Genomic DNA, 12298 nt, shown 5'->3' with positions numbered 1-12298 from the left:
AGGCACACTGTTCCTTATATGGAACATATGGAATGCCCACCCGGCGGTGGAACACGCGTGACGGCCGGCCGTCCCCGCGCATGCCGCCACGGCACGTTTTCATCAGGTTGGAGAGTCAGGAGATCAAATGGTCAAGCATGCGGTAGCAGCAGCAGTCATCGGATTGGGCGCCGCGTCGGGCGCGTGGGCGCAGAGCAGCGTGGTGCTGTACGGCAGCCTGGATGCGGGCGTCGCGTACGTGAACAACGTCGGCGGTCATGCGAAGTGGGCGATGATCCAGGGCAATACGCAGCCCGATCGGTGGGGCCTGAAGGGCAAGGAAGACCTCGGCGACGGCCTGTCGGCGATCTTCCAGCTCGAAAACGGCTTCTATACGAACAACGGCCAGTTCGCGACCGCGAACACGATCTGGAACCGTGCGGCGTTTGTCGGCCTGAGCTCGGATCGCTACGGCACGCTGACGCTCGGCCGCCAGACGCCGCTGTCGTTCGACTATCTCGATCCGCTCAGCACGGCCTACCTTGCGCTGAGCTGGTACGCGTTCCACCCCGGCAACATCGACGGGCTCGCCGCGACCGGCAACGTGCCGTACAACAATTCGGTGAAGTACCGCTCGCCGACCTATGCGGGCTTCTCGGCCGCGGCGACGCTGGCGCTCGGCAACACGACGAACTTCTCGACCGGCAAGTCGGTCGGCGTCGCGCTGAACTATGCGAACGGGCCGTTCAAGGCGTCGGCCGTCTACTCGAACGAACACGACCGCTCGATCCTGATCGGCCAGACGGGTATCGCTTCGTTCCAGGGGCAGAACACCGCGAACGGCTATCTCGCGAACAAGGTCGAGAACATCGGCGCGGGCGCGTCGTACCAGTTCGGCGACTTCCTCGTGCACGGCCTGTACACGCGCACGAAGATGCAGTCGAACGGCTATTCGGATACGTTCCGGAGCTATGACGCGGGCGTGAACTACCGCAGCAGCGCGTTCAACACGATCGCGGGCGGCGCGGCGACCACGACGCTCGCCGGCCGCCGCTGGACGCAGGTCGAGCTCGGCGACATCTACGCGTTGTCGAAGCGCACGCAGCTCTATGCGAACGTGTTGTACGAGCACGGGTCGGGCGGCGCGAAAGCCGCGTTCTTCACAGCCGGCGTATCGAGCACCGCGAACCAGGTGATCGTGCTCACCGGGATCCACCACTCGTTCTGAGCGGTTTCACGCGTTCGGCGTCCGAAACGACAAGAGCGGCCCGCGGGCCGCTCTTGCTTTTTGCGATGCCGGGCGCGTCGCGCCGCCTGTACGTCAGAACATCGCGACCTTGTGGCGCGCGTGCGCGAATGTCGGGTCGCTTTCGAGCGGACGATAGTTCAGGCGCTGCGACAGGTCGACCGCCGCACCGCACACGGCTTCGACGAGCCGCTCCTTCTCGCCGGCCTCGCCGATCTCCGAGCGCGGCACCGTCGCGGTGATCGCCGCGACGATCGAACCCGAATGATCGCGCACGGGCGCGGTCACGGCCGAGATGCCGCTTTCGAACGCCGCCTCGCTGACCGCATAACCGAGCCGCGCGTAATGGCGCACGCGTTCGTACAGTTCGTCGACGGTGCCCGGCGTGCGCTCGGTGAACTGTTCGAGCCGCTTTTCCGGATAGAGCTGGCGCAGCGCGTCGCGCGTCAGGTCGCCCATCAGCACGTGGCCGTGCACGGTCGCATGCGCGGGCAGGCGCGTGCCGACATGCACCTTCACCGAACCGAACATCGACGTATTGCTCTGCGCCTTCGCGACGAACACCACGTCGCGCTGGTCGCGGATCAGCAGGTGCGTCGAGAAGCCGGTGGAATCGCGCAGCCTTTCGAGCACCGGCGCGCCGAGATCGGTCAGTTCGAGCGAGTTCAGGTATTCGAAGCCGAGCCGCAGCACGCCGACGCCGAGCCGGAAATAGCGGTCGCCGTTCACGCGCTCGAGAAAACCGAGCGCCTCGAGCGTCTGCAGCAGGCGGAACGTGGTCGTGCGCGGAATGCCGATGCGCTTCGACAGCTCGGGCGCGCCGAGCACGGGCTCGCGCGCCGAGAATTCGGCGAGGATCCGCAGCCCGCGTTCGAGCCCCGGCACCAGATAGGACGAGGCGCCGCCGGACGGTTCGTCGTCGCCGGCGGCGGCAGGATCGGGTGCGTCGCTCATCGTTGTCTTGACCATGTGGACATGGACGGAAGGAAATCAGTCACGAAACAGGTCATGGATCGTCGTGGATATTCAGTCATGCTACTCCAGCGCGCGCGCAGGCTCGCACCCGCGCGCTTCGCCGCGACGCAGCATGCGCATCCGCGACCCCATGCAGAGTCATTCACGGTCGAGAGGATAGCAGCGATGGACAGCGCGGCGCCATGCGGAAATCGCCGAACGGCGGGAACCCGGCCGCCCGGCCCTTGCCCGCTTCGGGCGGCTGAAAGACGGCGAGCGGCGCGGCGTCCGGCGCCGCGTCGCCTACAGGCGCGACAGGTGGACCCGGATGTTCGCGCGGTCGTACGTAAAGCCGCCGGCCGCATCCCGCTCGAGCACTCGGGAGAGGTCAACCGCATACATCCATCCGCTACCCAGACGGCCGCCGTTGACGGCCCGGATCCGGCTGCCGCCGACCGCGATCGCGGCATGAAAGACATTGCCGCCGCGGGAGAAACCGACCGCGGTTCCCGCCGGAATGCTGGCGCGCCCGTCCCACTGATCGCCGGTCTCGAAGTTGAACCGCGTCCTCCAGTGCTGACCGATCGTGTCGAGCAGCGTACCGGGCGCGATCATCGCGTCGCCACGCAGCAGGTACCTGACATAGGCCGCGGCGTCATAGCAGACGCCGCCGGACACGTACTCGTTGATGTCGGCCATGCCGTACATCAGCGCTTGCGCATGTTTCTGCTTTTCGGCGAAGCCGGATTGGGCGACATGGCCGCCCAACTGGGTCAGTTGCATGGGTAGGTCCTTTTGAGGAAGAAGGGCATCGTCGTCCCGCCAACGCAATAACCTCATATCTTATTACGATATCCGCCGACGGCAGCCGGCCCGGGCGTCACGGCGCGCGCGCCGCCGACGCCGGTGCGGCGGCCGCCGCGTCGGGATTCGGCGCGAGCCGCAGGCGCACGCGCAACGGCTGCAGCATGTCGGGCGGCGGCGGCTCGGCCAGCGGGCCGCCGGCCGTGAGCAGTTGCCGCAGCGTCGCGTCCGCGTCGGGATCGCCCAGCGACGCGAATTCGACGTGCGTGACGGCGCCGTTCGCGCCGATCCACGCGCGCACGACGATCGCGGGCGGGGGCGCATCGGCGCTCGCGTTCAGCACGCGCGCTTCGAGATAGCGGTGCAACCGGTCGGCCGCGTCGCCGTCCGCCTCGAGCCACGCCTGGAACTGCTGCCCGGCAAGCTGCCCGTAACGGATCCAAGTCTGCGGCACGTCGGCCATTTGCGCGGCGGCCGGCGCGGCACACACGGCCAGCGCAAATGCGACGACGATTGCCCGCATCCATCCGGATGCGCCCCACTCCTGCATTCGCTTCATCCCGCCTCCCGTTTCGATGAATCGCCCGCGCGCCGTTTCGTGCGCGGCCATTCGCGCAGTCATTCGCGCTACTCTCGCACTGCTCTCGCACTGCTCTCGCGTTGCCTTCGTGCGTCCCGGCTGTGCCCGCTCACCCGATCTCGATCGGCACATACAGCCGCGTGCCGCCGCGCTGGACCAGCAGCGCGACGTTGCCGTGCGCGGCGTCGATCTCGGTCATCAGCGCGCCGATGCTCGCGACCGGCTTGCCGTTCACCGACAGCACGATGTCGCCCGGCTGCAAACCCGCGCGGGCAGCCTGGCCGTTCGCCTGCTCGACGACGAGCGCCTGGCCGACGCCGAGCCGCCGGCGTTCCGGCTCCGTCGCCGCGCGCAGCGCGAGCCCGAACCGCGCGGGCCCTTGCTCGCCACCGGCCGACGCCGTGCCGCTGTCGAATGCGCCGACCGTCGCGACCACGTGCATCGCCCGGCCCGCGCGCCACACGAGCAGGTCGGCCTGCCGCCCGGCACGCATGCCGGCGACCGTGCCGAGCAGGTCCGCCGATTCGGCGACCAGCTTGCCGTCGACCGCGAGCACGACGTCGCCCGCCCGCAGGCCCGCGTGCGCGGCCGGGCCGTCCGGCTCGACCATCGTGATCAGCGCACCGTCCGGGCTCGCGAGGCCGAACGAACGCGCGAGCGCCTGGCTCACTTCCTGCACGGCCACGCCGAGCCGGCCGCGCGTGACCTTGCCGGTCCGCAGCAGCTGGTCCTTCACGTCGAGCGCGATGTCGATCGGAATCGCGAACGCGAGCCCCTGATAACCGCCCGTCTTCGAAAAGATCATCGAGTTGATCGCGATCACGCGGCCGCCGAGGTCGAACAATGGGCCGCCCGAATTACCGGGATTGATCGGCACGTCGGTCTGGATGAACGGAATCGCGCGCTCGCCGGGCAGCGAGCGCGATTTCGCGCCGACGATGCCCTGCGTGACCGTGTTCGCGAACCCGTACGGCGAACCGATCGCCATCACCCAGTCGCCGACCTCCGTGCGTGCGGGGTCGCCGGTCTCGACGACCGGCAGGTCGTGCGCGTCGATGCGGATCACCGCGACGTCGGACACGGGATCGCTGCCGATCACGCGCCCCTTGAACTGGCGCTTGTCGGTCAGCTTCACGTCGATGTCGGTCGCGTCGCCGACTACGTGCCGATTGGTCAGGATCACGCCGTCCGCACTGACGATGAAGCCGGAGCCGAGGCTCGCTTCCTCGCGGTTGCCGATTACACGCCGCGCGAGAAACGGCGCGAGCGGATGATCGGGCGCGATGCCCGGTGGCAACTGGATGCCCATCTGCGTGACTTCGCGCGTGACGCTGATGTTGACGACGGCCGGGCCGACACGCCGGACCAGCGCGGCGAAGTTCGGCAGCGCGACGGTCGGCGGTGCGGCCCCCGCCTGCGCGGATCGCTCCGCAGCCTGCGCCGTCGAGCACGCGCAGGCGAGCGCGAGCACACCCGCGATCGCCTGCAACACCGCCGCCCGACCCGTGTGCTTGCCCGCCTTCATATCGTTGATCCTCGTCGGTCTGCGCCGGAGCGCCGCCGGCACGTCGATGCCCACGCCGCACGGCCGGCCGCCTGCATCACTTCGGCGGCACCGCGACCGGCGCATCGGGCCGCTGCGGCGTCACCGACCGGCCCCAGTTCGAGCCGAAGCGATTCCGCTCGGTCGACAGGTTGAACGTGCCAAGACGGTTCGACGGCTGCTTCGACAGCCGCTCCGAATCCGCCTGCGATGCGCCCGCCTGCGGTTCGGCCTTCGGCTTCAGTTGCTGGCTCAGGCAGTCGTACGACAGCGCGCGCTTGCCGTCGACTTCCGCATCGACGCACACCGGTTTCGCGGCCGAACCCGGACCGGCCGGCGCAGGCATGGCCGCACTCGCCGCCGCGTGGCCGCCCTGTGCGTGTGCGCCGGCCGCCAGCAGCAGGCAGACGATCGTCGCGATTCCATTTCGTCGCATCTTCATCCGCAGCTCCTTCGGTGATGGCTTCATCGCACTCGCGGCGCCGCACTCACACGCTCGCACCCGACGCCTGCGCACGCGCCAGAAAGCGCTCGAACGCCGCGCGATCGGACACGTCGACGGCCCGTTCATGCGCATCGGCGTGCTGCGCCCATGCATCGCGCATGCCGTCGACCGGCCGCCATGCATGCACCTGCGCGCCGGTCGGATACGGCGTGACGAGCGGCTCGCGATAGTCGACGCGAAAAAGCGGCGGCGCGTCGCTGCCGGCCGTCCACAGATCGCCGACGTCGCGCACGCTCGCGTCGAACCAGAACCGCACCCAGCGCACCGTGGGCGCGCGCGCATCGCCGGCCGGCGCGTCGGCGCCCGGCGCATCGACACCCGATGTATCGACGCCCGACGTATCGACGCCCGACGCATCCGGCACGCGCAGGAAGCCGGCCAGCACGAGCAGCACGGCCGCGAGATCGTCGTCGCGCAGCATCCGATACGACCAGAGATCCGCGACGTCCACGCAGGCAATCACCGCGATGAAGCGGCCGATCGTAAGCGCGGGCCACACGCGCCGCATCAACGCGTAATGACGCGGCCACTGCGCGACGAAGCGCTCGCGATGGAGCGCGGCGACCTGCGCGTCGCGCGCGCCGCGTATCGTCGGCTCGTCCGGCTGATACTGGCGCGTCGTGAGCACGCACTGCGCGGAGCACCGCGCGCTGCGGTGCCGCGCATAGCCGCCCGCGCCGGGCAACGGCTCCAGCGCGCCGAAGCAAAGCGGACAATGCGTCGGCCATTCGCCGGGCCGGCCCGGCCACGGGTTCGCCTTCGGCATGCGCGGACGGTCGGACGCGGCGGCCGGGCCACGCCGCGCCGGCGTGCGCGCGTCGGGGGCCGCGACGCGCGGCGTCGAACGGACAGGTGCCATGAGCGTGCCTACCGGGCCGACGCGAGCGCTTTCTTCAGCGCGTCTTCGTTGATCGGCGCGTTCGCGGCCAGCTTCGCGAGATACGCCTGCGCATTCTGCTGCGTGCGCTGCGCGCGCAGCATCGCGCGCAACTGCTCCTTCACGTCGGCCAGCGGACGCGGCGCGGCCGCACGCACGTCGATCAGCTTCACGACGTGAAAGCCGGCCGGCGTCCGGATCGGCGCGGAGACCTGGCCTGGCTTCAGCGCGTCGGCCGCCTGCCGGACGGCCGGCAGCATCGACTGGTCTGGCACGAAACCGAGATCGCCGCCGTTCGCGGCGCTCGCCTTGTCCTGCGAATTCGCCTTCGCGAGCGCCGCGAAATCGCCGCTGCGCGCGCGGTTCGCGAGATCGGCCGCCTGCTTGCGCGCCTTGTCGAGCGTCGCGGCATCCGCGTTCGGCGGCACCGCGATGTAGATCTGCGCGACGTGCAGCGCGCGCGGCGCGGTGAACGCGGCACGGTTCCCGTCATACGCGGACTGGATCTCCGCGTCCGACGGATAGTCGGCCGGCGGTGCGTTCACCGACGTCAGATAGCTGCGCACGACGATGTCGCGCTGCGCCTGCTCGACGGCCGCCTGCACCTGCGCCTGCTTGTCCCAGCCCTTCGATTTCGCCTCGGCCAGCACCGCCTTCTGCGCCAGCGTCGAACGCACGATCTGGTCCAGCGTCGCGGGGTCGGCCGCGAGGCGTTCGCGCACTTCGGCGCCTACCGTCCTCAACAGCCCCGCGATGTCGGCCTGCGTGACCGACGCCTGTGCGGCGTTCGCGATCACGTCGTCCTGTGCGTGCGCGACGAGCGGCGCGCTCAGCACGAGACTGCCTGCCAGCATTGCCAGCGTCTTCACTTTCGTCATCATGATTCGACAGCCCTCTCGATTGCTTTTTTGAATCGCGGACACCGTCCGTCGCACGGTGTCCGCGTCGTTCCGTTCCTCGCCGTCCCGCGCTAGCGCATACCGGTCAGCGTCACGCGCATCACGATCGGCTGCGTCATCCCGTTCGGCGGCGCCGTGCCGACCACGCGGCCCACCAGCGCGTCGCGCAGCGCCGCGTCGACCGCAGGATCGCTGGCCGGCGCGCTGTCGACCCGCGTCACGCGCCCGCGCCGGTCGAGCCATGCGCGCACCGGCAGCACGGGCTCATCGTCGCCGGTATCGGCGAGCCGGTCGGCCCAGCGCCCGAGGTCGGCGCGCAGCCGGCACACGGCTGCCTCGTCGCCGTCGAGCACCGCCCGCAGCCCTTGCGCGACGCCCTCCGCATACATCACCCACGCGGCGGGCGCGTCGGCGGCGGATGTCGGCACCGGCCGGCGCTCGGAGGACCGGCCATGCGGCAGCAGCAGCGCGCGCAGCGCGGCGGCGATCCGGTGGCCGGCGCTACGGCGGCCGGTGCTCCCGCTCGCGGTGTTCATGACTGCGCGGCGGCCTCGCGTGCAGCCGTAGCCGTAGCCTCGGACGGAGCCGTCACCGGTTCGCCGGCCGCCGCACGCGCCGCCGCTTCCTGCTCGGCCATCGCGGGCCGGTTGCGCAGGTGCAGCAGGAATTCCTGGATCAACCGGTCCCACAGCTCGATCGTCGAGCGCAGGTAGCGCTCGGAAACGCCGCCCGCGACGACGACGTCCATCTCCAGCGCGAGAAACGCTCCGTGGCTCGCGAGACGCGCAAAGCGCTTGGTGCGGTTCCAGTCCGCGACGAGTTCGGCCGGCAATTCGCCCTGCACCTGCAGCACGCACGACAGCGTGTAGTCGATATACGGAAGCGTCGCGGCCGGTGCATCGACGCCTTGCCGCACGAGCGCCGTGGCCGGGTTGCCGAAGCGCACCGCGAAACCGATGCCCTGGCTCGCGCTCATCAGTTGCACCGTGCCGTTCTGCTCGGCGGCCGTCACGCGGTAGCCCGCGCGGCGCAGCACGTCGGCGAGACGCTCGGCGCTGATCGCCTCGATCGGCTCATCGTGTGCCGCGCGTTCGTCGCCGGCGTTCGGTTGCTTGTCTTGCATGTATGTCTTCTCCGTATTCAGTGAATCGGTCGGTTCAAGCGCGGCTTCGGGCCGTGCGCTCACTGCGCGCTCGCCGGTGCGGCCGACGCAGCTGCCGCAGCGGCCGGACGTGCGGACGGGTCGTACTTGCCCGCATACAGCGCATCGCCGTAGCGTTGCGCGAGATCGTCATACTTCACGCGCGCCGACTGCGCGAACGGCTGCCGCGACGAGAAGAACGTGCCGATCCCGACATGCTCGTACGCGTCGAGAATCTCGTGCCCCACGCGATACAGCTCGGCATTGTGTGCCTGGCAGGTTTTCAGTTGCGTGTCACGCGCGGCAATGTCCTTCTGCAGCTGCGTGTGCTGCGCATCGCGGGCGCGCGACACGGCGAGCAGGTCCTCGTAGGACGACTTGTATTTCGCCAGCGACTTCGCGTCCTGCTCACGGCCCGCGCGCTCCTGCGCAAGCGCGCGCTTCGCGGCCGCCTCGGCGCCCGAATCGCCGCGCGCCGCCGCTAGCTGCCCCTGCAACGCCTTCAGTTGCGCGAGCGCGTCGTCGCGCTGCTTCTCGGCCGCCGCCTTGTCGCTTTGCAATTGCGCTTGACTGTCCTGCAACTGGCGCAGCTCCTGCACGGTCGAGCGCAACTGGCTGCGCAGCTTGTCCTCGATGCTCTGCGCGTGCGCGCCGCCGGCCGCCAGCAGCAGCCCGGCGGCCGCACCGGCCGCGAGCATCGTGCGATAGGTGGTGTTCATTCGCGGCTCCGGTCAGAAGCGAGCATTGAGCTCGATCTGCAGCACGTCGATCGATACCGGCGGCCCGTACACTTCCTTCGAGCTCAGGTAGCGGGCCGACACCCACGTGTCGCGTGCGACCGCGTATGCAGCGCCTATCACGTAGCCGCGCGCGTTGGTGCCGCCGAGATGGAAGTCGGGGTCGTTGAACGCGTCGAGCACGGCGTCCGGCTGCAGGTACTTGTACGCGATCGAGAAATTCCACTGGCCCTTCTCGCGCGGCTCCGGCTCGCCGATCGTCGCCTTCGCGAGGAAGCCGTTCGGGCCGCTGCGATAGTCGGCACGCGTCGCGTTCACCGACGTCGATTCGTAGTTGTTGACCGGCAGCGACGCCGCCGCGAACGCCTTGTTGTCGTTGTACGCGAGGTTGCGCACGTATTCGCCGTCCAGGCGCAGCTTGAAGCGGTCGGCCACCACCGTATCCCACTGCGCCTTCAGGTCGAGCAGCCGGTAGTTGTATGCGAGCCCGAAGAGCTGCGGCTGAGGTGTCATCCCCGGTGCGAGGTTCGGGTTCTGCACGATGTTGCGCAGCGCGATCAGCGTGTTGCCGCCCTGCATGAACGCGGGCGCCTCGTTGTCGGTGTTGCAGCTCGTCGCGCCGAGATACAGCGCGCACGGCGACGACAGCGTGCCGCGCATGTTCTGGAAATCGTAGTACGCGACCGCGCCGCGCAGCCGGTTCTTCGCATCGATCTTCCAGTCCGCGCCGAACTGCGCGCCGAACATCCACTTCGTGTCGCTGCCGGCCTTGTCGGTGCTGTTCGACGGGAAGTTCTCGCTCGTGTACTGGATCGGGAACACGCCGAGCGTGCCGAACAGCGTGACGTCGGGATTCCACGGCAGCGCATGGAGCAGGTTTGCGGCGAGCCCGTCCATCATCAGGTCGTCGGAAAACACCAGGTCCGACCTGAAGAACGGATTGTCGAAGCGGCCGGCCGTCAGGTTCAGCCACGGCGTCGGCCGGTACGCGAAGAACGCCTTGTTCAGCCAGATATTCTTCTTCGCGAAGCCGCCGCCGGCCGTGGCCGTCGTCGACACGGGCCCGTTGTCGTTGCCGCTCGCGAGCTGGATCCCGGCGATCATTTCGTCGGACAGCGTCGCCGTCACGCCGAGCCGCGCGCGGTAGCGCAGCAGGTTGTTGCGGTTCTGCGTGGTGTTTTGCGTCGGCAGCTGCGTGGTGTTGGTGTTCGGGTTGATGTCGAATCCGCCGCCCTGGTTGATCGCCGCGAAGTTCGTCACGTTGTTCGCGTTGCGGCTGCCGTAGAAGTGGTATTCGTCACGCACGCGCAGGTCGCCGTCGAGCTTGATGCGCGACACCCAGTCGGGGAACGTGTTCGGCTGCGCCCAGTTCTCGGCCTTCGCCTGCGCGATCACTTCCTGCTTCACCTGGTCGCGGATCTGGTCGCGCACGAGCTGCGGCACATACGGCACCGCGACGTCGCCCGGCTGCGTCGGCGGGTTGACCACGGCGGCGCCGGCCGCCACCGGCGCACCGGACCCACGCGCGGCCCTCGCCTGCACGGCTTCCGTGCGCGCCTCGCTGATCAGCTCGTTCGCATTCTGCTGCGTCAGCACGCCGCGCTTGACGAGCAGGTTGATCAGGTTGATCACCACGCTCTCCGTCGGCGCGGCCTTGCCCGATGCCGCCTGCGCCTCGAGCGATTGCCCGTGCGCGGCGGACGCGCACGTCAGCCCGAGCGTCAGCACCGCCGCGCCGACGCGCGACAGGCGCGCGGGCAGCACGCCGTTGCGGGGCACCACACCCCATCCGTCCATCTTCCGAATCATCGAAGCACTCCGAACAATTTTCGTTTCTTTTCCGGCAGCGTCCGTGCAACGGCGCCGCCCCATGATTGATTCGCCGTGTCGCGCACGCGTCGTCATGCCGGCTTGCGCCCCTGGAGCCTGACGAGCACCGGATACGCGGTCGCGGGCGGCGGCACCTCGTCGACCCTGCCGAGCGCCTCGACCGCCGCGACCACGGCCGCATCGATCTTCGCGTCGCCGGTCGACTGCACGACCGTCACCTTCGTGATTCGCCCGGATGCATCCATCCACAGGTTCAGGCTGCCCGCGAAGCGCGCACCGCCGGCCTCCTGCACGCCCTTGTCCTGTTCGATCGCGCGCTGCAGCACGTACACCATGTATTGCGCGTAGCTCGCATTGCCGAACTTGCCGCCCCCGCCGCTGCCGATCATCCCCGAGCCGTCGCCCGCACCGATGTTGAAGCTGTCGGTGCCGGCCTGCGCGGGCGCATTCATCGTCATCTGCTTCGGCTGGTTGTCCGACGGCTTCGGCGCCTCGGACGGCTTCGGCGCGATCGTCGGCCGGTCGACCGGCGTCTTGACCTCTTCCTTCACCTTTTCGGGCGGCGGCTTCTGTTTCGGCGGGGGCGGGGGCGGCGGCAGCGGAATCACCGTCGTTACCTGCGGCGCGCTCACGCGCTTCACGCCCGCGGTATCGCCGGCGAAACGCCAGATCAGCGCGGCCAGCCCCGCGAGCACGAGCGCGATCGCAACCGGCTTCACGAAGCGGCCGGGGCCTTTCTGCGGCGGGCCGCCGTTATAGGTCATTTCCATCGCGCTAGCCGCCCTGCTTCGCCTTGCCGGTCACGAGCCCGACCTGCGACAGGTCGAGACGGCGCAGCAGGTCGAGCACGTCCATGACCTTCTGGTACTGCACGGCCGCATCGCCCTTCAGCACGATCGGGAATTCCGGGTTGGTCGCCTTCTCGGTGCGCAGCCGGCTCTCGAGCTCGTCCATCGTCACCGGGTATGCGTCGAGGAAGACCTGTCCCGAATCGGCGACCGTGATCGCCTTCGTCTTCGGCTTCGCGAGACTCGCGGACGAGCTCGCCTTCGGCAGGTCGACCTTGATGCCCTGCACCGACGCGGTCGTCATGATGATGAAGATGATCAGCAGCACGTACGCGAGGTCGAGCATCGGCGTGATGTTGATGTCGTCGTACGGCTTGTCGTCGTCCTGAACCTGCATGGTGGTCTCCTGCGTGCG

General features: G+C 69.1%; 14 protein-coding genes. 1 reads left to right on the top strand and 13 read right to left on the bottom strand.

Annotated features, from left to right (window positions below; all coding sequences use genetic code 11):
• Positions 1 to 127: 127 nt before the first annotated feature.
• The gene (locus tag DM992_RS31160) at positions 128 to 1207 is read left to right on the top strand and encodes a porin (protein WP_111019978.1); all 1080 of its coding nucleotides are present in this window, start codon (positions 128 to 130) and stop codon (positions 1205 to 1207) included.
• Between the two features lie 93 nt (positions 1208 to 1300).
• Here the strand turns inward: DM992_RS31160 and DM992_RS31155 are convergent, their stop codons facing one another.
• The 13 genes from DM992_RS31155 to DM992_RS31095 all read right to left on the bottom strand — a co-directional run bounded on the left by DM992_RS31155 (position 1301) and on the right by DM992_RS31095 (position 12280).
• The gene (locus tag DM992_RS31155) at positions 1301 to 2194 is read right to left on the bottom strand and encodes an IclR family transcriptional regulator (RefSeq protein ID WP_111019977.1); all 894 of its coding nucleotides are present in this window, start codon (positions 2192 to 2194) and stop codon (positions 1301 to 1303) included.
• 288 nt (positions 2195 to 2482) lie between these two features.
• Positions 2483 to 2962 carry a type 6 secretion system effector deamidase TecA gene (gene tecA / locus DM992_RS31150; protein WP_111019976.1) on the bottom strand — a complete coding sequence of 160 codons (480 nt, stop codon included), beginning with the start codon at positions 2960 to 2962 and terminating at the stop codon, positions 2483 to 2485.
• A 97-nt stretch (positions 2963 to 3059) separates the two neighbouring features.
• Positions 3060 to 3542 (bottom strand): YbaB/EbfC family DNA-binding protein, encoded by a 483-nt coding sequence (locus DM992_RS31145; RefSeq protein ID WP_204356147.1) that lies wholly within the window; start codon positions 3540 to 3542, stop codon positions 3060 to 3062.
• Between the two features lie 130 nt (positions 3543 to 3672).
• Complete coding sequence (locus DM992_RS31140; protein WP_111020499.1) at positions 3673 to 5088, bottom strand: Do family serine endopeptidase; 1416 nt, start codon at positions 5086 to 5088, stop codon at positions 3673 to 3675.
• Positions 5089 to 5164: 76 nt separating this feature from the next.
• Positions 5165 to 5548, bottom strand: coding sequence for a hypothetical protein (locus tag DM992_RS31135; protein ID WP_111019975.1), 384 nt, complete (start codon positions 5546 to 5548; stop codon positions 5165 to 5167).
• Between the two features lie 46 nt (positions 5549 to 5594).
• Entirely contained in the window at positions 5595 to 6470 is an 876-nt protein-coding gene (locus DM992_RS41930; RefSeq protein ID WP_162631771.1) for a hypothetical protein, read from the bottom strand.
• Positions 6471 to 6478: 8 nt separating this feature from the next.
• Positions 6479 to 7369, bottom strand: a complete 891-nt coding sequence (locus DM992_RS31125; protein ID WP_111019973.1) for a peptidylprolyl isomerase — start codon at positions 7367 to 7369, stop codon at positions 6479 to 6481.
• Positions 7370 to 7458: 89 nt separating this feature from the next.
• The gene (locus DM992_RS31120; protein ID WP_111019972.1) at positions 7459 to 7923 is read right to left on the bottom strand and encodes a hypothetical protein; all 465 of its coding nucleotides are present in this window, start codon (positions 7921 to 7923) and stop codon (positions 7459 to 7461) included.
• On the bottom strand, positions 7920 to 8510 hold the full coding sequence (locus tag DM992_RS31115; protein ID WP_111019971.1) for a YbjN domain-containing protein: 591 nt from the start codon (positions 8508 to 8510) through the stop codon (positions 7920 to 7922). The genes DM992_RS31120 and DM992_RS31115 overlap by 4 nt, the downstream gene beginning before the upstream one ends.
• A gap of 59 nt (positions 8511 to 8569) precedes the next feature.
• Positions 8570 to 9247, bottom strand: a complete 678-nt coding sequence (locus DM992_RS31110; protein WP_111019970.1) for a hypothetical protein — start codon at positions 9245 to 9247, stop codon at positions 8570 to 8572.
• Positions 9248 to 9259: 12 nt separating this feature from the next.
• A complete protein-coding gene (locus tag DM992_RS31105) occupies positions 9260 to 11074 on the bottom strand; it encodes a putative porin (RefSeq protein ID WP_111019969.1) in 1815 nt (604 codons plus the stop codon).
• Between the two features lie 92 nt (positions 11075 to 11166).
• Positions 11167 to 11865 (bottom strand): TonB family protein, encoded by a 699-nt coding sequence (locus DM992_RS31100; RefSeq protein ID WP_111019968.1) that lies wholly within the window; start codon positions 11863 to 11865, stop codon positions 11167 to 11169.
• A gap of 4 nt (positions 11866 to 11869) precedes the next feature.
• On the bottom strand, positions 11870 to 12280 hold the full coding sequence (locus DM992_RS31095) for a biopolymer transporter ExbD (protein WP_027780971.1): 411 nt from the start codon (positions 12278 to 12280) through the stop codon (positions 11870 to 11872).
• Positions 12281 to 12298 lie beyond the last annotated feature (18 nt).

The organism is Burkholderia sp. JP2-270 (genome assembly GCF_003233675.1).
Classification (GTDB): domain Bacteria; phylum Pseudomonadota; class Gammaproteobacteria; order Burkholderiales; family Burkholderiaceae; genus Burkholderia; species Burkholderia pyrrocinia_C.
Note: the sequence above shows the minus strand (reverse complement) of the source record. Positions and strands in the feature narration are given on the sequence as shown.

What these genes read in the sequence shown, in the direction of transcription:
- DM992_RS31160 (WP_111019978.1), top strand. Translation starts at nt 128, where the DNA reads ATGGTCAAGCATGCGGTAGCAGCAGCAGTCATCGGATTGGGCGCCGCG.
- DM992_RS31155 (WP_111019977.1), bottom strand. Translation starts at nt 2,194, where the DNA reads ATGGTCAAGACAACGATGAGCGACGCACCCGATCCTGCCGCCGCCGGC.
- tecA (WP_111019976.1), bottom strand. Translation starts at nt 2,962, where the DNA reads ATGCAACTGACCCAGTTGGGCGGCCATGTCGCCCAATCCGGCTTCGCC.
- DM992_RS31145 (WP_204356147.1), bottom strand. Translation starts at nt 3,542, where the DNA reads ATGAAGCGAATGCAGGAGTGGGGCGCATCCGGATGGATGCGGGCAATC.
- DM992_RS31140 (WP_111020499.1), bottom strand. Translation starts at nt 5,088, where the DNA reads ATGAAGGCGGGCAAGCACACGGGTCGGGCGGCGGTGTTGCAGGCGATC.
- DM992_RS31135 (WP_111019975.1), bottom strand. Translation starts at nt 5,548, where the DNA reads ATGAAGATGCGACGAAATGGAATCGCGACGATCGTCTGCCTGCTGCTG.
- DM992_RS41930 (WP_162631771.1), bottom strand. Translation starts at nt 6,470, where the DNA reads ATGGCACCTGTCCGTTCGACGCCGCGCGTCGCGGCCCCCGACGCGCGC.
- DM992_RS31125 (WP_111019973.1), bottom strand. Translation starts at nt 7,369, where the DNA reads ATGATGACGAAAGTGAAGACGCTGGCAATGCTGGCAGGCAGTCTCGTG.
- DM992_RS31120 (WP_111019972.1), bottom strand. Translation starts at nt 7,923, where the DNA reads ATGAACACCGCGAGCGGGAGCACCGGCCGCCGTAGCGCCGGCCACCGG.
- DM992_RS31115 (WP_111019971.1), bottom strand. Translation starts at nt 8,510, where the DNA reads ATGCAAGACAAGCAACCGAACGCCGGCGACGAACGCGCGGCACACGAT.
- DM992_RS31110 (WP_111019970.1), bottom strand. Translation starts at nt 9,247, where the DNA reads ATGAACACCACCTATCGCACGATGCTCGCGGCCGGTGCGGCCGCCGGG.
- DM992_RS31105 (WP_111019969.1), bottom strand. Translation starts at nt 11,074, where the DNA reads ATGATTCGGAAGATGGACGGATGGGGTGTGGTGCCCCGCAACGGCGTG.
- DM992_RS31100 (WP_111019968.1), bottom strand. Translation starts at nt 11,865, where the DNA reads ATGGAAATGACCTATAACGGCGGCCCGCCGCAGAAAGGCCCCGGCCGC.
- DM992_RS31095 (WP_027780971.1), bottom strand. Translation starts at nt 12,280, where the DNA reads ATGCAGGTTCAGGACGACGACAAGCCGTACGACGACATCAACATCACG.